General features: G+C 69.3%; 17 protein-coding genes. 7 read left to right on the forward strand and 10 right to left on the reverse strand.

Going from position 1 to position 23258, the window contains the following annotated elements; all coding sequences use genetic code 11:
* Window positions 1-2: 2 nt before the first annotated feature.
* Window positions 3-1304, reverse strand: coding sequence for a phosphopyruvate hydratase (gene eno, locus ACSQ2D_RS15855; protein ID WP_435986896.1), 1302 nt, complete (start codon window positions 1302-1304; stop codon window positions 3-5).
* Between the two features lie 390 nt (window positions 1305-1694).
* Here eno and ACSQ2D_RS15860 point away from each other — a divergent pair, with 390 nt between their 5' ends.
* Window positions 1695-3146 (forward strand): sugar transferase, encoded by a 1452-nt coding sequence (locus ACSQ2D_RS15860; RefSeq protein ID WP_435986897.1) that lies wholly within the window; start codon window positions 1695-1697, stop codon window positions 3144-3146.
* Between the two features lie 114 nt (window positions 3147-3260).
* On the opposite strand, the gene ACSQ2D_RS15865 is transcribed toward ACSQ2D_RS15860, so the two are convergent.
* Genes ACSQ2D_RS15865 through mfd form a run of 3 tightly spaced genes read right to left on the reverse strand, consistent with a single transcriptional unit; the run spans window position 3261 to window position 8523 of the window.
* Window positions 3261-4244, reverse strand: a complete 984-nt coding sequence (locus ACSQ2D_RS15865) for a MazG family protein (protein WP_435986898.1) — start codon at window positions 4242-4244, stop codon at window positions 3261-3263.
* Between the two features lie 19 nt (window positions 4245-4263).
* A complete protein-coding gene (locus tag ACSQ2D_RS15870; RefSeq protein ID WP_435986899.1) occupies window positions 4264-4827 on the reverse strand; it encodes a hypothetical protein in 564 nt (187 codons plus the stop codon).
* A gap of 33 nt (window positions 4828-4860) precedes the next feature.
* Window positions 4861-8523, reverse strand: a complete 3663-nt coding sequence (gene mfd, locus ACSQ2D_RS15875; protein ID WP_435986900.1) for a transcription-repair coupling factor — start codon at window positions 8521-8523, stop codon at window positions 4861-4863.
* Window positions 8524-8711: 188 nt separating this feature from the next.
* On the opposite strand from mfd, the gene ACSQ2D_RS15880 reads away from it, so the two are divergent.
* From ACSQ2D_RS15880 to ACSQ2D_RS15890, 3 genes are all read left to right on the forward strand, one after another.
* Window positions 8712-9740, forward strand: a complete 1029-nt coding sequence (locus ACSQ2D_RS15880; protein WP_435986901.1) for an endonuclease/exonuclease/phosphatase family protein — start codon at window positions 8712-8714, stop codon at window positions 9738-9740.
* 670 nt (window positions 9741-10410) lie between these two features.
* Window positions 10411-12018, forward strand: a complete 1608-nt coding sequence (locus tag ACSQ2D_RS15885) for a WecB/TagA/CpsF family glycosyltransferase (RefSeq protein ID WP_435986902.1) — start codon at window positions 10411-10413, stop codon at window positions 12016-12018.
* Complete coding sequence (locus ACSQ2D_RS15890; RefSeq protein ID WP_435986903.1) at window positions 12015-12884, forward strand: glycosyltransferase; 870 nt, start codon at window positions 12015-12017, stop codon at window positions 12882-12884. The genes ACSQ2D_RS15885 and ACSQ2D_RS15890 overlap by 4 nt, the downstream gene beginning before the upstream one ends.
* Before the next feature lie 60 nt (window positions 12885-12944).
* On the opposite strand, the gene rfbC is transcribed toward ACSQ2D_RS15890, so the two are convergent.
* Window positions 12945-13505 (reverse strand): dTDP-4-dehydrorhamnose 3,5-epimerase, encoded by a 561-nt coding sequence (rfbC, locus tag ACSQ2D_RS15895; RefSeq protein ID WP_435986904.1) that lies wholly within the window; start codon window positions 13503-13505, stop codon window positions 12945-12947.
* A gap of 110 nt (window positions 13506-13615) precedes the next feature.
* On the opposite strand from rfbC, the gene ACSQ2D_RS15900 reads away from it, so the two are divergent.
* Entirely contained in the window at window positions 13616-14809 is a 1194-nt protein-coding gene (locus ACSQ2D_RS15900) for a methyltransferase C-terminal domain-containing protein (protein WP_435986905.1), read from the forward strand.
* Here the strand turns inward: ACSQ2D_RS15900 and ACSQ2D_RS15905 are convergent.
* Entirely contained in the window at window positions 14797-15828 is a 1032-nt protein-coding gene (locus ACSQ2D_RS15905; protein WP_435987863.1) for an NAD-dependent epimerase/dehydratase family protein, read from the reverse strand. The genes ACSQ2D_RS15900 and ACSQ2D_RS15905 overlap by 13 nt on opposite strands.
* 152 nt (window positions 15829-15980) lie before the next feature.
* Between ACSQ2D_RS15905 and ACSQ2D_RS15910 the strand changes: the two genes are divergently transcribed.
* The gene (locus ACSQ2D_RS15910; RefSeq protein WP_435986906.1) at window positions 15981-17456 is read left to right on the forward strand and encodes a hypothetical protein; all 1476 of its coding nucleotides are present in this window, start codon (window positions 15981-15983) and stop codon (window positions 17454-17456) included.
* Between the two features lie 154 nt (window positions 17457-17610).
* Entirely contained in the window at window positions 17611-19122 is a 1512-nt protein-coding gene (locus ACSQ2D_RS15915) for an O-antigen ligase family protein (protein ID WP_435986907.1), read from the forward strand.
* Here ACSQ2D_RS15915 and ACSQ2D_RS15920 read toward each other — a convergent pair.
* The 4 genes from ACSQ2D_RS15920 to ACSQ2D_RS15935 all read right to left on the reverse strand — a co-directional run bounded on the left by ACSQ2D_RS15920 (window position 19053) and on the right by ACSQ2D_RS15935 (window position 23257).
* Window positions 19053-20282 carry a methyltransferase domain-containing protein gene (locus ACSQ2D_RS15920; protein WP_435986908.1) on the reverse strand — a complete coding sequence of 410 codons (1230 nt, stop codon included), beginning with the start codon at window positions 20280-20282 and terminating at the stop codon, window positions 19053-19055. The genes ACSQ2D_RS15915 and ACSQ2D_RS15920 overlap by 70 nt on opposite strands.
* Before the next feature lie 123 nt (window positions 20283-20405).
* Entirely contained in the window at window positions 20406-21002 is a 597-nt protein-coding gene (locus tag ACSQ2D_RS15925) for a PIG-L deacetylase family protein (protein ID WP_435986909.1), read from the reverse strand.
* Between the two features lie 54 nt (window positions 21003-21056).
* A complete protein-coding gene (locus ACSQ2D_RS15930) occupies window positions 21057-21908 on the reverse strand; it encodes a sugar phosphate nucleotidyltransferase (protein WP_435986910.1) in 852 nt (283 codons plus the stop codon).
* Window positions 21908-23257, reverse strand: a complete 1350-nt coding sequence (locus ACSQ2D_RS15935) for a glutamate-1-semialdehyde 2,1-aminomutase (protein ID WP_435986911.1) — start codon at window positions 23255-23257, stop codon at window positions 21908-21910. Before ACSQ2D_RS15935 ends, ACSQ2D_RS15930 begins: the two co-directional genes overlap by 1 nt.
* Window position 23258 lies beyond the last annotated feature (1 nt).

A 23258-nucleotide genomic window follows, 5' to 3' on the forward strand; every position in this document is an offset into this window, starting at 1 on the left:
GGTCAGCCCTCGGCGCCGAAGCGGCTCGCGTCGAAGCGCGGGAAGGCGCCCGTGCCCGCGTAGACGGCGGCGTCGTCGAGCTCCTCCTCGATGCGCAGCAGCTGGTTGTACTTCGCGACGCGCTCGGAGCGGGCCGGGGCCCCGGTCTTGATCTGGCCGCAGTTGGTGGCGACGGCGAGGTCGGCGATCGTGACGTCCTCGGTCTCGCCGGAGCGGTGGCTCATCATGCAGCGGTAGCCGTTGCTCTGCGCGAGCGTCACGGCGTCGAGCGTCTCGGTGAGCGTGCCGATCTGGTTGACCTTGACGAGCAGCGCGTTGGCGGTGCCGGTCGAGATGCCGCGCCCGAGGCGCTCGGGGTTGGTGACGAAGAGGTCGTCGCCGACGATCTGCACCTTGGAGCCGAGCAGGTCGGTCATGGACTTCCAGCCGTCCCAGTCCTCCTCGTTGAGGGGGTCCTCGATGGAGACGAGCGGGTAGGCCTCGACGAGCTCGGCGTAGTAGGCGATCATCTCCTCGGCCGACTTGCTGGCACCCTCGAAGGCGTAGGAGCCGTCCTCGAAGAACTCGGACGCCGCGACGTCGAGCGCGAGGGCGATGTCGCGGCCGGGCTCGTAGCCGGCGGCCTTGATCGCCTCGAGGATGAGGTCGAGCGCCGCGCGGTTGGACTCGAGGTTCGGCGCGAAGCCGCCCTCGTCGCCGAGACCGGTCGCGAGGCCGCGCTCGTGCAGGACCTTCTTGAGCGCGTGGTAGACCTCGGCGCCCCAGCGCACGGCCTCCCGGAAGGTCGGCGCGCCGACGGGCGCGATCATGAACTCCTGGATGTCGACGTTGGAGTCGGCGTGCGACCCACCGTTGAGGATGTTCATCATCGGGACGGGGAGCACGTGGGCGTTCGGGCCGCCGACGTAGCGGAAGAGCGGCAGGCCGGCCGACTCGGCGGCGGCGTGCGCGACGGCGAGCGAGACACCGAGGATCGCGTTGGCGCCGAGGTTCTCCTTGTTGGACGAGCCGTCGAGCGCCATCATCTCGGCGTCGATGAGGCGCTGCTCGCTCGCGTCGAAGCCGACGAGGCGCGGGTTGATCTCCTCGATGACCGCGTCGACGGCCTGCTCGACGCCCTTGCCGAGGTAGCGGCCCTTGTCGCCGTCGCGCCGCTCGGACGCCTCGAAGGCGCCGGTCGAGGCGCCCGACGGGACGGCCGCGCGGGCGAACGTGCCGTCGTCGAGACGGATCTCGACCTCGACGGTGGGGTTGCCGCGCGAGTCCAGGATCTCGCGGGCGCCAATCTCCTCAATGCTGGCCACTTGGCTCTCCTGTGCTGGTGCTGCTCATGGGTGCTCATGGAGTGCTCGGCGCGGACGAGTCGCAGCGGTGCGGACCCCCGCGCACCGAGCACAGGTGCTGGGGACGAGCCTAGCCCGTGGGGTCTGCGGGCCGGTGGAGCGACCCGGCATACGGGCAGGTGGAACGGCAGGTGGGGCAGACCGGGACGTATCGGGCACCGGGACAAACAGGGCCCTTCCACCCATAGTTTTTTTACCTCTTCCTTACCAAAGCCTGACCGGGAGCAGGCATACTCACAACTAGCCATCCGGGGGGGTGGAGCTGGTCGTGAATAGGGCACCAGTGGGTGCCGGGGGTGGGGTGTGGTCATGGGTCAACCCATGCGCGAGTCGGGGGTTGTTCTACTGAATGTGAGCGCGCGTCCAGTGACGCAGCCGCTCAGTGAGAGGGGCCGGGGGCAGCGTCTGCTGCAGCTCGGGATCGCTGGTGGTGACCTCGTCATCATCACGGTGGCGACCGCCTTGGCGGCCGTCGGACGCACGCGTCTCGACGTCTTCGACGTCGCGAACGACGTCAACCAGGTCGCCCAGTCGGTAGGCCTGTGGATCGTGGTCGGGTGGATGCTCGCCAACCTGGCGCTCGGCACCTACACGAACAGCCACCTCGGCGCCGGAACCATCGAGTACGCCCGGGTGTGCAGCGCCGCCGGCCTCACGGCCGGGGCCATCGGCATCCTCAGCTACCTGACGAAGTTCGACCTCTCCCGAGGCTTCTTCGTGCTGATCTTCGCCATCGGCCTGCCGCTCGTGCTGCTGTGGCGGTGGTACGCCCGCCGTCTCGTCCACCAGGCCCACCTCAAAGGACACCTGCTGACACGGGTGCTCATCTCCGGTTCGGCCTCCCACGTCGACGACGTCGCCGCGGTGCTCGAGCGGGAGCAGTGGCTCGGCTACCGGATCGTTGGCGCGCTGACGCCGTCCTCGCAGCCCACCCCGACCACGCCACGGGGCGTGCCTGTCTTGGGCACGACGGCGCAGACCGCCGAGTCGGTGCTCGCGGAGAAGGCAGACATGGTCGTCTTCACCGAGGGAGCGTTCCCCTCGGCCACGGACTTCCGCCGCATCGCCTGGGACCTCGAGGGCCACCAGGTGCAGATGGCGGTCGTCCCCAGCCTCAGCGACATCAGCTCGGGTCGGATGGCCATGCGCCCGGTCGGCGGCCTGCCGCTCGTGCACGTCGAGCAGCCCCAGAGCCTGGGCGCCTCACGTGGCCTCAAGCGGGCCTTCGACTTCGTCGGGGCGACGCTCCTGCTGCTGCTCGCCGCGCCCGTCATGGTGGTCGTCGCGATCGCCACCAAGCTCCAGGACGGCGGACCGGTGCTCTTCCGCCAGACCCGCGTCGGCCGCGACGGCGAGCTCTTCGAGTGCCTCAAGTTCCGCAGCATGGTCATCGACGCCGAGGCGAGGCTCTCCGGCATCACGCACCTGAACCAGAACGCCGACGGCGTCCTCTTCAAGGCCCAGAGCGACCCGCGCATCACCCGGGTCGGGGCGTTCATCCGGCGTTACTCGATCGACGAGCTGCCCCAGCTGATCAACGTCGTGAACGGCGACATGAGCCTCGTCGGCCCGCGGCCGGCCCTGCCGGCCGAGGTCCGCCGCTACGTGCCCGACGTCCAGCGGCGCCTCCACGTCCGGCCCGGCATGACCGGCCTGTGGCAGGTCTCCGGACGGAGCGACCTGTCGTGGGAGGACACGGTGCGCCTCGACCTCTACTACGTCGACAACTGGTCGATCGTCCAGGACCTGTCGATCATGGCCAAGACCATCCACGCGGTCTTCGCCTCGCGCGGCGCCTACTGACGCCGCACCGCCGGCTCGGTGAGGGCCACATCACCGCGCCCCGGTGACGTGGCCCTCACCGTTCGTTCGGCCTCCGGGCGGCCCGACCCCGAGGGCGTATGCCGTCCGGCCGGCTCAGACCTCCGGGTCGGCCTGCGCGCCGGCCGCGCTCGCGGCCTCTAGGCCGCGCAGGGTCTCGCGCAGCGCGGCCTCGGCGTCGATGCCCTCGGCCCGTGCCGTCCGGACGAGGTCGAGCAGCTGGGCGCCGAGCCCACCGGACGCGACGGCGTCGTCGACGAGGTCCTCGCGGCCCGAGCGGCGCAGGCGCGAGACGTACTTCTCGGCCCGGGCCAGGGCCGGCAGCGAGCTCGGGACACCTTCGACGGGGTGGGTGCGGTGCTGCTTCTCGTCGGCCTTGATCGACTCCCAGTTGGCCTCGACGGCGTCGGCCGTGTCGGCCTCGACGTCGGAGAAGACGTGCGGGTGTCGCCGGACGAGCTTGTCGACGAGACCGCCGGCGACGTCGTCGATGTCGAACGGCTCGGTCGAGTGCTCCTGCGCGACGCGGGACTGGAACGCGATCTGCAGCAGCAGGTCGCCGAGCTCCTCCTGCATGTGCGCGGGGTCGCCGCTCTCGATCGCCTCGATGGCCTCGTGCGCCTCCTCGAGGAGGTAGGGCACGAGGGAGGCGTGGGTCTGCTTCGCGTCCCAGGGGCAGCCCCCGGGCGACCGGAGACGGTCCATGACGGCGACGACGTCGAGCAGCCGCGCACCGGGCACGTCGAAGGAGCCGATGAGCAGCTCGACCTCGGGCGGCTCCGGCAGGCGCGTCACCTCGACGGCGATCGCGTCGCTGAGGCCGGGGTCACCGTCGGAGGAGCCGACCCACACGACGTCACCGACCTCGGAGGCGGTGACGAGGTCACGGGCGAGGTCGGCCGGGTGACCGTCCTCGCGGGCCAGCACCTCGATGCCGGCCTCGACCAGCGCGGCCACCTGCGGCTCGTCGGGACGACCCCACACGGCACACGCCTGCTCGAGGCCCTGCCACGCCTCACGAGTCAGCAGACCCGGGGCGATGCGTGGGGTCGTGACGAGCAGGACGACGCGGGCGGTCACGACGGAGGGCTACGGAGGTCTACTGGGCCGTGGCGGGGGCGGTCGCCGGGGCGGTGTTGCCACCCGGCTTGACCCAGTTGGGCGTCTGCTGGCCGATGGTGAAGTACACCGGCCCCTCGTCGGACTGCACGACCGAGCCGTACTTGGGGTTGACGCTGATCTCGGCCTTCTTGAGGTCGGCGCGGTAGGCGGCGACGTCGGCCGGCGTCATCTTCTGCGACTGGATGAGGGCGACGGCCGCGACGAACTCCTTCGTCGTGTCGGTGGCGTCGGGGATCGAGGAGATGACCGAGGCGTACGTCTCGTCGGGCTTCCAGCTGCCGGAGGCGGAGACGGCGTCCTTGAGCAGGGGCGCCGCGACGAGCGCGGTGACGACGATGTTCTCGGCGAAGTCGAGCTTGGCCTTCTGGAGCTGGTCGTACGTCTCGCGGACGTCGGACTCGTGGATGACCTCGCCGTTGACGACGGCGGCGGCCTGCTGGCGCGTCTCGAAGCCGCACCCGCCGAGCAGCGACACGGCACCGAGCGCGACGACGCCGACGACGGCCACGCGCTTCGCGGGTTGAGCAGACCAAGCCTTCACTGATTTCCTCCTCTGGCGGATGCGTCTGACATCCTACGGTGCTCCCACGCGGGATTTCGCCGCGCCTGACGATGCGCCCGACGATGCGCCCGCCGAAGCCCCGGCGGCCGCCGCGATGTCGTCGAGCAGGACGGCGGTGATCAGCTGCCGCGCCCACGTCAGCACCTCGACGTCGCGCAGCGGCTTGCCACCCACGCGGGCCGTCATCGGGGCCGGGACGAGGATGGTGCCGAGCGCGTCCTTGACGATGGTGCCCGGGTAGAGGCGCATGAGCCGCAGCTGCTGGCTCTCGCGGAGGTCCTTGACCGGGCCGAAGCGTACGACCTTGCCCTGCACGCCGATGTCGCCGATGCGGGCGGCACGGGCCACGACGCGCAGCCGCGCGACCTCGAGGAGGTTCTCGACCGGCTTCGGCGGCGCGCCGTAGCGGTCGCGCAGCTCGGCCTCGATCTCGTCGACAGCCTCGAACGTCTCGACGGTCGCGAGCTTCTTGTAGGCCTCGAGGCGCAGCCGCTCCCCCGGCACGTAGTCGTGCGGCAGGTGCGCGTCGACGGGCAGCTCGATCTTGATCTCGGCCGGCAGGTCGACCGCGTCGCCGCGGAAGTCGGCGACGGCCTCGCCGATGAGGCGCACGTAGAGGTCGAAGCCGACGCCCTGGATGTGACCGGACTGCTCGCCGCCGAGCAGGTTGCCGGCGCCGCGGATCTCGAGGTCCTTCATCGCCACGGCCATCCCGGATCCGAGGTCGGTGTTGCTCGCGATGGTGCGAAGCCGGTCGTGCGCCGTCTCGGTCATCGGCTTCTCGGGCGGGTAGAGGAAGTAGGCGTAGGCCCGCTCGCGCCCGCGCCCGACACGGCCCCGCAGCTGGTGCAGCTGGCTCAGGCCGAGCGCGTCGGAGCGCTCGACGATCAGGGTGTTGGCATTGGAGATGTCGAGGCCGGTCTCGACGATCGTCGTGCACACGAGCACGTCGAACCGCTTCTCCCAGAAGTCCTCGACGACCGCCTCGAGCTTGTGCTCGCCCATCTGGCCGTGCGCGGTGGCGATGCGCGCCTCGGGGACCAGCTCTCGCAGCCGCGCCGCCGCCTTCTCGATGCTGCTCACCTTGTTGTGCACGAAGAAGACCTGGCCCTCGCGCAGCAGCTCGCGCCGCACGGCCGCCGTGATCTGCTTCTCGTCGTAGGCGCCGACGAAGGTCAGCACCGGGTGGCGCTCCTCGGGCGGCGTCGCCAGCGTGGACATCTCGCGAATGCCGGTGACGGCCATCTCGAGCGTGCGCGGGATCGGCGTGGCCGACATCGACAGGACGTCGACGGCCGTGCGCATCGTCTTGAGCAGCTCCTTGTGCTCGACGCCGAAGCGCTGCTCCTCGTCGATGATGACGAGGCCGAGGTCCTTGAACGTCACGTCCTTGGCGAGCAGGCGGTGCGTGCCGATGACGAGGTCGATGGTGCCGTCGGCCATCCCGGCCATGACGTCCTTGGCCTCCTTGTCGCTCTGGAAGCGCGAGAGCGAGGAGACCTTGACCGGGAACTGCGCGTAGCGCTCGGCGAAGGTCTGCTGGTGCTGGCTGACGAGCAGGGTCGTCGGCACGAGCACCGCGACCTGCTTGCCGTCCTGGATGGCCTTGAACGCCGCGCGCACGGCGATCTCGGTCTTGCCGTAGCCGACGTCGCCGCAGATGAGCCGGTCCATGGGGACCTGCTTCTCCATGTCGGCCTTGACCTCGTCGATGCTGATCAGCTGGTCGGGGGTCTCGACGTAGCCGAAGGCGTCCTCGAGCTCGCGCTGCCACGGGGTGTCGGGCGCGAACGCGTGGCCCTTGGTGGCCTGGCGGGCACTGTAGAGCCGGATGAGGTCGGCCGCGATCTGCTTGACGTAGCGCTTGGCCCGCGACTTCGTCTTGCTCCAGTCGGAGCCGCCCATCTTGTTGAGGGTGGGCTCCTCGCCGCCGACGTACTTCGTCACCTGGTCGAGCTGGTCGGTGGGGACGAAGAGGCGGTCACCGGGCTGGCCGCGCTTGCCGGGGGCGTACTCGATGACGAGGTACTCGCGTGTGGCACCGGCGACGGTGCGCTGCATCATCTCGACGAAGCGGCCGACGCCGTGCTGCTCGTGGACGACGTGGTCGCCGGGGCGCAGCTGGAGCGGGTCGACCTGGTTGCGGCGGCGCGACGGCATGCGTCGCATGTCCTTGGTCGACGTGCCGCTGCCCGGCTGGCCGGTCAGGTCGGTCTCGGTGAGCACCTCGACGCGGGCGCCCTCGTGGACGAAGCCGCGGCCGAGGGTCGCGGTCGTGACGTGGACCCAGCCGGGCTCGAGGGCATCGTCCCGCGTGGTGTCGAGCGGGCGAACGGCGACCTCGTGCTCGCCGAGCACCTCCGCGACACGCTTGGCGAGGCCGGGGCCCTCGGTGACGACGGCGACGGCCCAGCCGTCGGCGACCCGCTCGCGCAGGTGCTCGACGGCGCGGTCGGTGTCGCCGCGGAAGGCGTCGGGGTCGGTCGTGCGCACGGCGAGGCGCTCGTCGACGTCGTCGTCCTCGATGACGAGATCAGCGTCGGCCGCGAACGGCGTCAGCGTCCACCAGGCGCGGCCGGACCGCTCGGCGAGGGCGCGCACGTCGGCCAGCGACCAGTAGGAGGCGCTGCCGAGCAGCGACTGGAGGTCGACGGGCACCTGGTTGCCGGCGGCGGCGTTGGCCCAGCTCGCCTCGAGGAACTCCTCGCTCGTCGCGACGAGGTCGTGGGCGCGGCGCCGGACCCGCTCGGGGTCGGCGACGAGCACGATCGAGCGCTGCGGCAGGACGTCGAGGACCGACTCCATGCCGTCGACGAGGGCCGGCGCGAGGGACTCCATGCCCTCGACGGCGATGCCCTCGGCGACCTTGGAGAGCATCTCGGAGACGCCGGGGAGCTGGTCCGCGAGGGCCCGGGCACGCGCCCGGACCTGGTCCGTGAGCAGCAGCTCTCGGCACGGCGGCGCCCAGAGCCCGTGCTCAGCGATCTCGAGGGAGCGCTGGTCGGCGACCTTGAACCAGCGCACCTCCTCGACGGTGTCGCCCCAGAACTCGATGCGGACCGGGTGCTCCTCGGTGGGCGGGAACACGTCGAGGATGCCGCCGCGGACGGCGAACTCGCCGCGCCGCTCGACGAGGTCGGTGCGGGTGTAGGCGGCGGCGACGAGCGCGTCGACGACGTCCTCGAGCGGCCGCTCGTCGCCCGCTCGCAGCGCGACGGGGACGAGGTCGCCGAGCCCCTTGGTCAGCGGCTGGAGGACGGCGCGCACGGGGGCGACGACGACCGAGAGCGGGCCGTATGCCGGGTCGTCGGGGTCGGGGTGCGCGAGCCGTCGCAGCACGGCCAGTCGCCGACCCACCGTGTCGCTGCGAGGCGAGAGCCGCTCGTGAGGCAACGTCTCCCACGACGGGAAGACGGCTATCCGCTCGGGGCTGAGGAACAGTCCGAGAGCGCTCGCGAGATCCTCGGCCTCGCGCGTCGTGGCCGTGACGACGACGAGGGGGGCGGCCCCGGACGCGGCGTCGGGACCGGCGACCTGCTGCGCAAGCGCGGCGACGAGGAACGGACGCGAGCCGTCACTCGCAGACACGTCGACGAGACGGGCGCGACCCACTTGGTCGAGGACGTGGCGGACATCAGGAAGCGCCCCGAAGGCGCTGAGCAGTGGGTGCGACATCAGGGGTCCAAGTGTAGGTGCGGCTGTCGGCGGGACGAAAACAGAGGTCGAGAGCGCCCACGCTCCTGTCCGTCGTCATCGCGTCCGTCGGGTCAGGTGGCTGACCCCGAATATGATCCGCCGCCGGTCTCACCGCGGCAGACTGGTGCCGTCCGGGGTACGCCGACCGAAGGGACGTTGCATCGGCCATGACCGCGCCCGCGCATCCCTCCACGGTCAGGCGATGGGCTGCGGGCGCGCTCTGGCTGTTCACCCTCGGCAGCCTTGGACTGTGCCTGGCCCTGACGGTGCCCCGGATCTTCGACGTTCGACCGCCCAGGGTGGTCGAGCTTGCGGCGCTCTCACCCCTCGGGACGGTGTTCTCGCTCCTCACCGTCGCCGGGGCCGGGGCGCTCTCGCTCGTCCGCTCTGTTCCAGGCTGGCGAGCAGCGAGGTGGGGCGTCCTCGTGGGCACGTTCCTTCTTGCCATCCACCTGGCATGGCTCGCACCGTTCTACACCGGGTCCTCGCCGAGCTCCGGTTCCGGGTCTCAGTTCGTGGTTCTCGCCCAGAACTTCGAGTACGGCGACCCCACGGCGCTGGCTCGTGCCGCGAAGAGGGAGGGCGCAGACATCCTGGTGCTGAGCGATGTCCCGCCCAGTCAGCTCGCGGCGCTTCGCAACACCGACATCCCGAGCACGTACCCGTTCCAGGTCGGCGTCGGGCCCGACGGCCCTGACGGGACCCTCGTCCTCAGCAGGCACCAGCTGCTCGGCGACACCCCTATCTCCGACGGGGCGGACTCCCGCCTCGTGCGCGTGGTGCTTCCGGAGATCGGAACGGTCGATCTCGTTGCGGTTCACATCACTCCCCCGTACCAAGGGGACGCATGGGCCCGCGACTATGCGCAGCTCGAGGACTTCCTCAGCAAGAGGTACGGCGACGACGCGCGGCGCCCGGTCGTCATGGCCGGGGATTTCAATGCCTCGAGGGACAACGCACCTTTCAGACGCCTTCTCGACCGGGGCTTCGAAGAAGACATGGACCAGACCAACGGGGGCTACCAGCCGACCTGGCCGGCCGATGGGTCTCGGCGCCTGTTCGGGCTGCAGCTGCCGGCGCTCGTTCGAATCGACCACACGCTGGTGTCTCAGGCTCTCGTGGCGGGCCGGGCAAAGACGATTCACATCGCGGAATCGGACCACAATGGTGTCGTGCTGCATTTCCGCTCTCGTTAGCGGGAATGCCACGTCACGGGCCGCTGCGATACCTCCGAACCGAGCCCGGTGAATAGGGCGGGGCCGGCTCACCTCAAGAACGCGATATTGCATGCCCTGACGGGCGAACGACGCGGCAGCACATGCCCTGATGGCGGACACGCCCTCAACGGGCCGCGAATTCCATTGTCACCATTGCTTTTCGATCTGCCACTGTCTCGTGACAGCCCACTCGTGCCATCCCCACGAAACGCAGCACCTCGGGGCTTGGCCCACCATCGGACACTCCGCACAAGTCCACCCATGAGCAAGTATTTACCGACGATCAGATAGATCTCCTGACTTCCTCCCGGACTTTCCGGATAGAGCGGACGACTTTCCGAGATTTCCGTTGCGCCCTGGGGCGCCGTCTTACTGTCGCTAAAGGATGTACGTAGGCGCGGACGGCCGACCATTCGAGGATTCTCGGGCCGGGGGCTGGCCATGATCGTGCTGTCCTCGTCGACGCACATCCTTCAACGGTGCGGGGACCGACGATCGGTCCTGCCTGCAAGGGTCGGAGTGGGGGGAAGCGCCAGTGGTTGTCACGCGACGAACTCTGGGGGGAGTTCCAGTGGATCTCTGTCACGCGACGGACGTCCATTCCCTCATCGGCTTGACCCTGCGATGTCCGGACACACCTGCCCTCGCCGTGGCTTCAGCCAATCTTCAACACATTCATGCCTTCGGGACGACAGGTGCCGGTGCGGAGGACGTCATCCGGGACACCGCGGAACTACGGTGGCTGACCCTTCTGGACGGCATGCCTTTGGTGGCCTGGGCCCGCCGTGTCACCGGCCACGGGTGGCCGCGCCTGGCCGGCTCGGACCTGCTTCTCCCCATCCTGGCGGCGGCCGCTGAATCGGATGTCACCGTGGGGTTCCTCGGCGGTGAGAGCGACATGCACGAGTGCTTGGCGGCACGACTGCGCAAGCAGTTCTCGAGTCTCGACGTGGCCGGCTACTGGGCACCCCCACGATCGGTCGTGGACGACCTCGAACAGAGCGACGATCTCGCGGGGGAGGTGGCCCGCGCCGGAGTCGACCTCCTCGTCGTCGGGTTGGGAAAGCCGCGCCAAGAGCGATGGATCCAGACGCACGCGGCGCGCACGGGTTCCCGAGTGCTCCTGGCGTTCGGTGCGGCGGCGAACTTCCTTGCAGGAGTTGAGCAACGAGCACCACAGCAGGTCTCTGCACACGGCCTCGAGTGGGCCTATCGCCTCGGCCGCGAACCCCGCCGGCTCGGACGTCGGTACCTCGTTCAGGGACCGCCCGCGGCGCTGCGCCTGGCACGCGCCAGCTCGACGCGCGTGGAGGCCAGCCCCCACGCCCCGACCCGGAAGGTGCGGAGCGTTGCGGCGGTCGTGGTCACTTACAACAACGAGCGAGACATCGTCCGACTCCTCGACTCGATCCCAGGGGCAGCCTCGGGCCTGGACGTCACCACCGTCGTCGTGGACAACGGCTCCACCGACGGGACGGCCAGACTGGCCTGTCGGCCGGACGTCACGCTGATCTCCGCCGGTCGGAATCTGGGGTATGCCGGCGGCATCAACTTGGCACACCAGGCCGTCGGCGCCGAAACGGACGCACTGGCCATACTCAACCCGGACCTGCTCCTCAGGCCCGGGGCCCTGAGCCGGCTGGCCGAGTCCCTGTCCGAGAGCGATGTGGGGGTGTGCGTGCCCAAGATCCTCAACCCGGACGGCAGCGTCTTTCGCTCACTGCACCATGGGCCCACGGTTCTGGGCGAGTTCGGAGAGGCTGCCTTCGGGGACCACTGGTCCCATCGCCCCGGAGTGCTCGGTGACACGATCCGGGACGATGGCCAGTACGAGAGATGTCATGTCGTCGGGTGGGCCAGCGGAGCCTGCTGGATGATCGCCGCGGAGTGCGACCTCGCGGTGGGTCCTTGGGACGAGAGCTTCTTCCTGTACTCCGAAGAGGTCGACTACGCGCGCAGGGTGCGGCAGATGGGCTTTGCCATCGAGTACGTTCCGAGCGCCGTGGTGGAACACGCAGGAGGCGGCTCGGGTTCCTCCGCAGAGCTGTATGCGCTCATGGCCGTCAACCGCGTGCGCGACTACGAGCGCCACCATGGCCCGACCACATCGCTGGCCTTCCGCGCGGCGGTGGCGGCGCGCCACCTGGCCCGTTCGAGCCGCGCCCAGGACCGGCAGGCCTTCACGACCATCGCCCGGCGATCGTCGTGGGCCCTGTTGCCAAAGGCCCAAGCCTGCTCAGCGGAGGGCAGCCCGTGATCGTCTCCCCCGATGCGCCGTCTGTCGGAACCGCGGCCCCCGTCGCGTGCGTCGCCAGCGTCATCGTGCCAGCCCACAACGAGGCGTCGGTGATCGGCCGACTCCTTGACGGCCTCTGCGGACTGCCGGCCTGGATAGAGGTGATCGTGGTCTGCAACGGGTGCTGGGACGATACGACGAGTGTGGCCCGAGACCGCGGCGCCGGCGTGCGCGCCCGCGTGCTCGACCTACCGGCTGCCTCCAAGCAGGCCGCACTCGACGCTGGCGACCGGACTGCCCGTTCTGACACGCGGCTCTACGTCGACGCCGACGTCCGCGCAAGCGCTGAATCGATCCTTGACGTCGTTGCTGCCCTGCGGCGCGGAAGCGTGCTGGCAGCTCGTCCGTTGATCCGGTACGACACGTCAGGGGCGGACAGCCTGGTCCGGGCGTTCTACCGCGCACGGACACGCACCAAGCCACTCATGACGTCGTTGTGGGGTGCAGGCTTCTACGGTGTGAGTCCCGAGGGTCGCGCGCGCTGGGCCACCTTTCCAGCCAGTGTGCCCGACGACTTCTTCGTCGCGAGCCTGTTCGAGAGCGATGAGGTGGCCATCGTGGACACCGTCCCCGTCGTCGTCTCGACACCGCGGACCGTGAGCGCCCTGCTGCACACGCTCCGCCGTGTGTACGCCTTGCCCACCCGTAGTCCCCGGTCGTCGATCTCGACGCTGGCCGCAGTCGTCAGGAGCGCGGGATACCAGCTCCATGACCTGCTCGACGCTGCCGCTTACTGTCTGCTCGCAGCCACAGGGCGGCTGCTCCCCGGGCGCGGGCGCCGAGGTACAGGGTGGGAGCGGGACGAGACATCACGGCAGGCGGCGTGACCGGCCTCAGCCACCGCACCTGCGGGCGGGCTGGGGCGGCACTCGTCGCATCCACTGCGGCTAGGGACGACGGCGCGTCGGTAGCGCAATCCCGAGCTCGGCGAGGGTCGGGGCACCCCGGTCACGATCTGACTGCAGCATGACGGGGAGAGGCCACGGGATGCCGAGGCTGGGGTCGTCGTGGGCGATCGCGACGTCCGCCGCCGGGTCGTGGTCGCGGTCGATCCGGTAGAAGGTGTCTGCGGGCTCGCTGAGTGCCTGGAACCCGTGGGCACAGCCGGCGGGGATGTACACAGAACGCTGGGTTTCGCCATCGAGCTCGAACGACTGCCACCGTCCGAAGGTTGCCGAGCCGTCACGGAGGTCAAGGACCACGTCGAAGATCGCCCCCGAGGAGCAGCGGACCAGCTTGGCCTCGCCGTCCCCGGCGCGCAGGTGGAGACCGCGGACGACCCCACGACGCGATCGCGACAGGCTGTCCTGACGAAAACCGGCGGAATCGACTCCGACCCGCTGCATGCTCTCGATGTCGAAGGTCCGCGTGAAGAAGCCTCGCTCGTCCCGCAGGGGCTCCGGAGTCAGGACGAAGACCCCGTGCAGTGCTGTGTTGTCGACCCTCACCCGCCCAGCCTAATGTCGTCCCGCACCTCCCGGCCCGGTTTGGGAACCGTGCCCAGAGCGGCCTGGCGCGATCGACCTCCGCAACGATCTGGGTGCGGCACACTGGCCGCGTGACTGACGAGATGAATGAGCGTCCACCAGCGTTTCGATGCAGGTCCTGCCGATCGTCCAGCACGGTTCTGGTCATCGACCTCGGCCAGGTCCCGGCCTCAGACATCTTCCCCTCCGCCACGTCACTCGAGACGGACGAGGCGTGGCCCCTTCGCGTCTACTTCTGCCACTCGTGCGCCCTGATCCAGCTCGGCCCGGACGCAGAGCTGCAGCCGGAAGAACCCGGCCCGGTCAACTCGTCGACCTCGAGAGCACATGCCGCTGCATCGGTGGCTCGAGTCCTCGCGGAGGAGCGCCCGGAGGCAGGAGGCACCTTCATCGAGCACGACAGCGGGCACGGCGGCTCGTGGCGTCCGGACTTCATGTCCGCGGGTCTGCGTCCGGCCGCCGAAGGCCAGTCTGCGTCGCTCGTGGCCGACGTTCACCACCTCATGCACGAGCTGGACCTTGACGCTGTGCTTGCCGCTCGGGCACGGGAGGTCGCCCCCGGCGGCGTGCTCGTGTGCGAGTTCTTCCACGGACGCCCCATGGTCGCCGACACCCTCGTCGACACCGTGCGACATGGCCACTACGTCTACCTCACCCTGACCGCAGCGATCCCCGCCCTGCGACGCCACGGCCTGGTGGTCACGCGCGCTGCCGAGGTTCCGGCATACGGCGGCAGTCTCCGTCTCACCGCGCGGCGGGCCGCGGACCGTCCGCACGTGGACGCGTCGGTCGGGGCCGTGCTCCGCCGCGAGCGTGCCGACGGGCTGGACACCGCCGCGTCACTGGTCGCCATGGCGCACCGAGGTCACTCTGTGGCCACTGCCTTCCGCGCGTACATGCAGAGGTGCGCGAACGCTGGTCTCTCCGTTGCTGCATACGGGGCACCCTCGAAAGCGCCTGTCCTGCTTGCCCTCTCGGGTGTCGACAAGTCGCTGCTGCCCTACGCCGTCGACCTGTCACCGGCCAAGTCCGGGAGACGGATCCCGGGCGCGGGAGTGCCCATCCTCCCGGTGTCGACCCTTCTCGAGCGCCGTCCCGATGTGGTGGTGGTCCTCACATGGGACATCGCTGACGAGATCACCGACCAGCTTCGCGAGATGTGCCAGGGCCGCACCGGATGGTCGCCCACGCTCTACATCCCGTTGCCCCATCCGCGGGAACAGCAACTGTGGGATGCCGCTGGGCCTCGCCGTCAGCCGTGGTGATCAGCACTGAGCAGCCGAAGCTGGCTGTCCAGCTTGCCGGCGTCGATCAGCTCGCGGATCCGTGCCAACCTCACGTAACGCGGACCCTCGAAGTCTGACGCCGACAGGCCGAAGCGACGCATGTCGTCAGCCAGCTCGGTGATGCCCTGCGGAACGGTCCACTGGGGACGAAACGACGGGAGGAGAGCGCCGATCTTGGTGAAGCTCACCCTGTAGTTGCGTGCGTCCGGACCCGCACCCTCGGCGAAGGTGACCGGCGCATGCATCTGCTCAGCCACTTGCAGGGCTATCTCGCGAATCTGGACGACGTCCTCGTCCCGGCCGACGTTGAACGCCTGGTTGTGCACGGCTTCGCGAGGTGCCTCCATGGCCGCGAGGAAGGCCCTGGAGATGTCTGCCACGTGTACCAGCGGGCGCCACGGGGTGCCATCGGACTGCAGCCGGACCTCTCCACGGGTGAAGGCCGTCCCGGTCAGGTTGTTCACGACGATGTCCGCCCGCAGGCGCGGCGACGATCCGTACGCCGTCGCGTTCCGCAGGAAGGTGGGACTGAATCCGTCGTCGGCAAGCTCGGACAGGCCCTCCTCGGCCAACACCTTGCTCTGGCCGTACGGGGTCACCGGATTGAACTCCGAGGTCTCGTCGACCGGAGCATCTCCTGCCGCACCGTAGAGGGAGCAGGAAGAGGAGAACAGGAATCGTGGGACTCCGGCAGCCTTGGCCGCCTGCGCTGTCGTGACCGCGCCCACGGCGTTGACCGAGCGCGTCGCCTCGGGGTTCAGGTGTCCGATCGGATCGTTGGAGACCGCAGCCAGGTGCACCACCGCATCGAATCCCTCGAGCGACGACGGGTCCAGGTCTCTCACATCACCCATGCGCTGCTCGTAGCCGGTGACCTCTGGGCCGAAGTCACAACCGGCGTACCAGCCCACGTCCAAGCCGACGACGTCATGGCCTGCGGAGAGGAACATCGGAACGAGAACAGCCCCGATGTACCCCCTGTCTCCTGTCACCAGCACGCGCAACGGACGCTCCCTTCGTCGCGGCTATCGTCGCACCGAGTGACGGAGAACGGGCGGTTTCCTCTGATACCGCATCTCGGCCGGAGGGGCCGGGTTAACCTGACCGCAGATGCAGCATGGACGGCCCGGCTCGGTTGGGAGATTCCGTTTTGGACAGCCTCGATGTCATCAGGGTGTGCCTGAAGAGATGGTACATCGTGCTGCCTGTGCTCCTGCTCGCGGCCGGCGCGGGCCTGGGGCTGGCACGGACCTCCAAGGCGACCTACACGGCCGCCGCAAGCTTTGCCTTCGTCTGGGAGCACGCGGACGAGGTGGCTCCACGAGAGCCCGATCCGCGCGTCAAGAATCCCCTGGCTGCCGACGGGACCGGACTTCTCGGCGAGAGTGTCGTCGCAAGCCTGACGTCAGTCGCGTCCCAGGAGCGGCTCGGCGGCACGAACAGGGGTTATGAGCCGGGCCAGTCCGACGACGCGAGCCACTTCAGCATCCTCCAGGACGACGGCCGACGGTCCTACACGGTGCGGACGTGGGCGGACAGCCCCCAACAGGCCCTCGACGTCGTCACAGGGGTGTTGGCCGCGGTTCCCACAGAGGCGGAGAAGCTGCAGGTCCGCGCCGGGGCGCCGAAGATCTCCCGCTACTCGACCTTCGAGACCTCGCTGCCGGAGATGGTGCGGCTTCCCCCCGAGTCACCGGTCAAGCTGCTGGTCGCCGTCATGGGCGTGGGCCTGCTGGCCGCGGCCGCGCTGGCCCTCGTGGTGGACAGGCTCCTCAGTCGCCGAGGCGCCGCGGCGACAAGGGGCCAGCAGCTCCAGGCGCCGCAGGAGGCGCAGCTCGCCCCGCGGTTCGAGCGCATGAACACGTACACGACGTCAGATGCGCTGGTGTCTGGCGCGCAGGCCATGTCGTCCAGCCCTGAGACCGACTGGGAATTCGATGCATTCTCGACCAGTGACACGAGCGAACATGCCCCCGCGTCCGAGTCTGCGGACACCGATCTGCCACCCGTGACCATCCCGACGATGGCAGCGACGCCGAGCCCGGACTCCCACACCACCCCCGTGAACGGCCACGCCAGTCCTACCGGCCTTCTGGGCACGCACCCGGCAGAACCCTCCGGGTCACCGGCGCCCGCCGTGGCCGTGCCGAACAGCACCCCTCCCTCCCCGGGGCAGCAGGTGCCCGCAACCCTCTCCAAGCCGACCCGGAGCGAGACGGAGAGCACCAAACCGGCCCCGAACCAGGCGCCGCTCGTGACCCCCGACGGCTCGGGGCTGCCGTCCGCCGCGCTGCTGCGCAACTCCGAGTACCTCGACCTCGTCGCGGCGCTCGACAAAGCGCTCGCCGACCTGGCCAGCCCGAGTCAGGACCAGCCGAAGGGCACTGAACCGGCCCAGGAACCGGCGCCGGTGACCACTGCCGGCAGCCCGGCTAAGGACCAGCCGGACACGGCCTCGCGCCAGCGGGTCCCTGCCCTGCGGAACGGTGCGAAGGCGGCCAAGGCCGCCACGGCCCGCCGGACCCGGGCACGGCGGGAGGACCCCGAGCCGGTGGAGGACCCAGCGGCAGTCGCCGCCCCGATCGACCCAACCCAGGACCACGCGACCCCGGTGCGGCGAACGTGACGCTGATCCCGAGCGAGTCGAGAGGTCCGCAGCCCGACGACCCCGTCGAGCCGGCTCAGGCGTCGTCATGAGTCACAGAGCCCACGTGGGTGGTGGGAGCCCGCCCCGCACGCGATGGGCTCTGGACGCAGTGGTCCTGGTCGTCGCCGCGGTCGTGGCGCAGTATGCCGCGTCGGCCTCCGCCAGGCAGACGCCCCTGCTGCTGACGGCGTCGATCGGCGTCTGCCTGGTGCTGGCGACGATCGTCCTGTCTCGACGCGACGTCGTTGCGGTGCTCACGCTCCTGCTGGGGCTGCTCTTCCTCGTACCGCAGAACCTCGTCCTGGCCGGCCCCCTCCGTTCGGTCGGCAACCCGTCGGTCCTGTTGGGCCTGGGATGCTTCGTCCTCTGGGCGGCTGGTCGTCTGAACGGCAGCCTGAGAGCCGCGCCGTTGCACCCGGTTCGTTGGGCGGTCTTCGCGTTCGTGGTGACCGCGATGACCTCGTTCGCGGCTGCGATGTCGAGGTTCCTCACCGCAGCCGAGAGCCAGGCCGCGGCGCGGAACCTCTTCCAGCTCCTCGCCATGGTCGGCATCGCGATGTTCGCGGTCGACGGACTCCGCACGGCGGCCGAGGTCACCACCCTCCTCCGACGCCTCATCGTCCTCGGGGCGATCCAGGGCTTGATCGGGATCCTGGAGTTCTCGACGTCCTTCAGCTACCAGTTGTTTCAGGCCATTCCCGGGCTCACGTTGAATGGCGAGGCGGCCGACGACACCCGCGCGGGTTTCACCCGAGTCGCCGCGGCCGCAACTCATTCCATCGAGTTCTCGGTGGCGCTGGCGGCAATGGCTCCGATCGCCCTGCACTTCGCCATGCAGGCTCAGTCCGAGGGTCAGAGAAGGAAGGCGCGGATCTGTCTCGTACTCATCCTGGTGGCGCTTCCACTGACGATCGCGCGCTCGGGCATCGTCGCGGCGACGGTCGGACTGTTCCTCTACTGGCTGGTCCTTCCCTCGCGGACGCGGCTCAACCTGGCGCTCGTCGGCATCCTGGGACTGGCCTTCTTCCGAGTGGCCGTCCCGGGCATCCTCGGCACCCTCAGTGGCTTCTTCCTGGCCGGTGAGAACGACTCGAGCATTGCCGCCAGGACCGCCGACTACGACCTCATCGGCGGCCTGATGAGTGGGCACTGGTGGTTCGGCAGGGGTTTCGGCACGTTCGACCCGATCGTCTACTTCTTCCTCGACAACGAGTACCTCATGACCTTGCTCAACGGAGGCCTCGCGGCCCTGGCCTCCTTCATCGCCCTCTTCGTCATCGGCGCCGGTCTGGCGCGCGGCGCCCGCAAACGGCTCTCTCCGGGCCCGACACGAGACCTGGCTCAGGCGCTGAGCGGGTCCATCCTCGCCCTCGCGGTCGCGGCCGGCACGTTCGACGAGCTGACCTTCCGCCAGTGCTCGTTCCTGTTGTTCCTCCTCCTCGGCTGCGCCGGCGCACTCTGGACCGTCGCACGACGCGCCGAGACAGTGGCGGGGGACGACTCAACGGTGCGGGTGGTCACCCAGCCAGACGGAACGCCCATGCGAGCACCAGCCGCACCGGACCCCGGAGCGGCTCAGAACACCTCAAGGGCGGGGAGCGCCACGACGAGCTCTGCTCCCCACGAGCGGACGTACTCGAGCTGAGTGGCGATCTCGTCACGGAGGTTCCACGGCATGATCACGATCACGTCCGGACGCTCCAGCGCCAGCCTCTCCACCGGGTGGATGGGGATGTGTGTGCCCGGAAGGAAGAGTCCGTGCTTGTGGGGGCTGCGATCCACCGCGAACGAGATCAGGTCGGACCGGATGCCGCAGTGGTTGAGCAGCGTGTTCCCCTTCCCGGGCGCACCGTACGCCGCGACCTTCTTGCCGTCCCGCGCGCACTGGATGAGGAACTCCACGAAGTCGTTGCGCACTCGCGCCACGGCCGACGCGAAACCCTGGTGGCCCTCGAGCGTGTGCAGACCTGCCGCTGACTCGTCGGAGAGCACCGCAGCCACCGCAGGGGAAGGTTCCGGCGCGATGGAGGTCGGGGTCGACCACGTACGCAGCGAGCCCCCATGCGTCGGCAGCTCCTCGACGTCGACGACGCTGAGCCCCGCCGCTGCGAGCACTCGTTGGGTGGTCAACAGCGACAGGTACGAATAGTGCTCGTGGTAGATCGTGTCGTACTCGCGGCCCTCGATCAGCCGCAACAGGTGCGGTATCTCGATACTGACGTAGCCGGCGTCGGCCACCAGGGCCCGAAGCCCCTTGCTGAAGTCCACGATGTCGGGGACGTGGGCGAACACGTTGTTGGCGACGACGAGATCGGCCTTGCCGTGCACATCAGCCAGCTTCGTGCCCGTGTCCTCACCGAGGAACAGCACCTCGGTGGGAATGCCTTTGGCGTTGGCTGTCTCGGCGATGTTCGCTGCCGGCTCCACGCCGAGGCACCGGATGCCACGCGCCACGCAGTGCTGCAGAAGGTATCCGTCGTTGCTCGCGACCTCGACCACGAAGGCGTCGTCGCCAAGCGCCAGGCGCCCCACGGCGCCGTCCACGAACCTCTCGGCATGTCTGACCCAGGAGTCCGAGTACGAGGAGAAGTAGGCGTAGTCGTTGAAGATGTCCTCCGGCGCGATGTAGGCCGGCAGCTGGACCAGAAGACACTCGGAGCAGATCCGCACGTGCAGGGGGTAGAACGTCTCGCCCTGGTCGCACTGCTCCGCGCGCAGGTAGCTCTCGCACGGGGGGGACATGCCCAGATCGACGAAGGTGCTTTCCAGCTCGGCACCACAGAGGCGGCAGTACGGTTTCGACACAGCCCGTTTCCCCTTGTCTCGAGTCAGCCGAAAATCATCGTGGCACAGGGACGGTCGCGCCGTGGGTGAAGTCGCGAACCTCCCCCGAACCGTTGAGGGCCTCCCAGCCCCGTCCCGACGTGGTCACAGGGCGAGGACGGCCTTCGGGACCCAGAAGGCCTCGGCATACCTGGCACGACACTCCATACCGCGCAGGCGCATCAAGCCGAGGAACATCTCCTCATCCCACCAGTCCCGGGACCGCTGGCTGGCAAAGGCGGCGTCGATCGCCTCGACCTTGCTTCGCGCCTGGTCGGAGGACAGGGGAACGAAGAACGTGGGCGCGCTCATGTCCCCGTCCCACTTCGGGATCTCGTAGTGGAGGGTCAGGGCGTCGCGCCACACCGTGCGCACGAGCCGGCCGAGCAGTCGGTGATCCTGGTGCGCGTCGTCGACCCGCGGAGCCAGCACCACGTCTGCGGCAGGCACGCGCGAGGCCACCCCTTCGAGCGCCTCCTTGACCTCACCCCAGTGAGCGGGCAGGTGCCCGTCGCGTAGCGCGAACTGGAACACCGAAGCGCCGGGGGTGAACCGTTCAGCGGCCCCCCGGGCCTCCTCGGCTCGCGCCGGGGACCCTGTCATCACCACTGTCGTGAACGTCACCGACTCCCTGCCCGAAAACTGCAGCAGAGTGCCGCCGCACCCGATCTCGATGTCGTCGGGATGGGCTCCGACGCTCACCACGTGCAGGGCCCCGTCTCCGAGATGAAGTGCTCGCATGTGAGGGAACCGGCCCTAGCGGCCCACGCCCGGCGCAGCGATCTCGGGAAGCTCCACTGTGGCCATCGGACCCCTCTGTGACCGGTTGGCCTGTGGGGCCCAGAGCGCCCACGGGCTGCGGCCGGAGCGGTGCAGGTCCTCGAGCGCCGCGCGCTCCTTGAGCGTGTCCATCGGGGCCCAGAACCCGTCGTAGGGCCGAGCGCGCAGGCGCCCGGAGGCCGCAGCACGAACGCACGCGTCCATGACGAGATCCTCGTCCTCGTTCAGGAAGTCGAAGATCTCCTGGCGCAGCACGAAGTAACCCCCGTTGATACGCATCGCCATGTCGGCCACCGGCTCGATACCGACCACCCGGCCGTCATCGGACATGCGCAGGACGTGGAAGGAGTCCTGGGGCTTGACCGCCAGCATCGTGGCTACGTCATCCGTAGCGAGGAACTCGCCGATGATGTCGTTCAGCGGTGCGTCGGTAAGGACGTCGCCATAGTTCGCCAAGAACTCGGGATCGTCCTCGAGGAACGGCCGCACGCGGCGCAGCCGCTCGCCGATGGGGGTGTCGATACCCGTGTCGATGAAGGAGATTCGCCAGTCGCTGATGTCGCTGGAGATGAGCTCGATGTCGCGGCCACCCTTGGTCAGCACGAAGTTGTTGGAGTGCGCCTCCTGGTAGTCGAGGAAGTAGTCCTTGACCGCCTTGCCGCCGTAACCGAGGCAGAGAATGAACTCCGTGTGCCCGAAATGAGCGTAGTAGCGCATGACGTGCCACAGGACGGGGCGCGAGCCGATGGGCATCATCGGCTTCGGGAGTGACTCCGGGCCGGACCGCATTCGCATGCCGAGACCGCCACAAAAGAGCACGACCTTCATCAGAACTCCCTGTCTGTCGGGGCGAGGCGGCGTGGGGCCGCATATTCGCGGACTGCGTGGGCGACCGGGCGCCCCTCGAGAAGGCCTTGGGTCGAACCAGCGGCCAGCGCCTTGGCGTAGACGACGAGCGCGCCGTCGACCGCCTCGAGCGTCTGCGCGATGTCGTCGTCGGTGTGCGCCGCGGAGATCACCAGGGACTGAGCAAGCACCCCTCGGCGCAACAGCTCCTGCATGAACAGGGCGCGGTACGCCTGCGAGGGCTTCCCGTCGTGGTCGCGCGTGGTGAAGACCATGCACGAAGAGCGGCCCACGGCTCCGATCTGGCTCTCGAGCGAGTGCGCCCGCACCACGCCGAGGAAGCCCTCACGAAGCTTCTCCCCCTGGGCCTCCATGAGACCGACGATCTGGCGCTCGGCGTACGCGTCGGCGACAGCCAGGTAGGCGGCCAGTCCCGTGGTCTCGGCTCCGTGGGTCGTCGACAGCAGGAACACCCGTGGGCGGTCCGTGTTGAGGCCGCCCAGCTCCATCAGCTCGCGCCGACCCGCCAACGCCGAAACCGCGAACCCGTTGCCCAGGGCCTTGCCCCAGGTGGACAGGTCCGGGGTGACACCGTAAAGGGCTTGCGCGCCACCCGCAGACCAGCGCATGCCGGTGATCATCTCGTCGAACACGAGGACGACCCCGTGGCGGTCCGTCAGGGCCCGTAGACCCTCGAGGAAGCCGGGGGCGGGCTCCGCCGTTGCCGTCGCAGCCTCCAGGAAGAGTGCGGCGACGCGGCCCGAGTGCCGCCCGAGGAGCTCCTCGACCGAGGCGAGGTCGTTGTACCGGAAGCCGACTGTCAGATCCCTCTGCACGCGTGGGATGCCTGCGGCCATGGCCGTGGTCCCGATGAACCAGTCGTCGACGGAGAAGAACGGCTGGTCCTGGCAGACGGCGACCAGGTCGCGGCCGGTGGCTGCACGGGCCAGGCGCAGCGCTGCGGTGGTCGCGTCGGAGCCGTTCTTGGCGAACTTGACCATGTCCGCACCGGGGACCTGCTCGAGGAACCGCTCCGCGGCATGCAGCTCCCAGACCGAGGGTCGCGAGAAGCTGACCCCCTCCCGTGCCGCGCGCGCCACGGCGTCGGCAACCGGTCGGTAGCCATGCCCCAGGGTGACCGATCGGAGCCCCATGCCGTACTCGACGAACCAGTTGCCGTCGAGGTCCAGAACCCGGGCGCCCTCTCCCCTGACGAGCACGGGAGCCATCCCCTCGGGGTACTGGTCAGAACCGCGCGCGTACGTGTGCGCCCCTCCGGGCACCATCCTGTGCAGAGTGCTCTGGGCCAAGCTCGACCTGGCGAATGCCATG

Source organism: Terrabacter sp. LjRoot27 (assembly GCF_964254175.1).
Classification (GTDB): Bacteria; Actinomycetota; Actinomycetes; order Actinomycetales; family Dermatophilaceae; genus Terrabacter.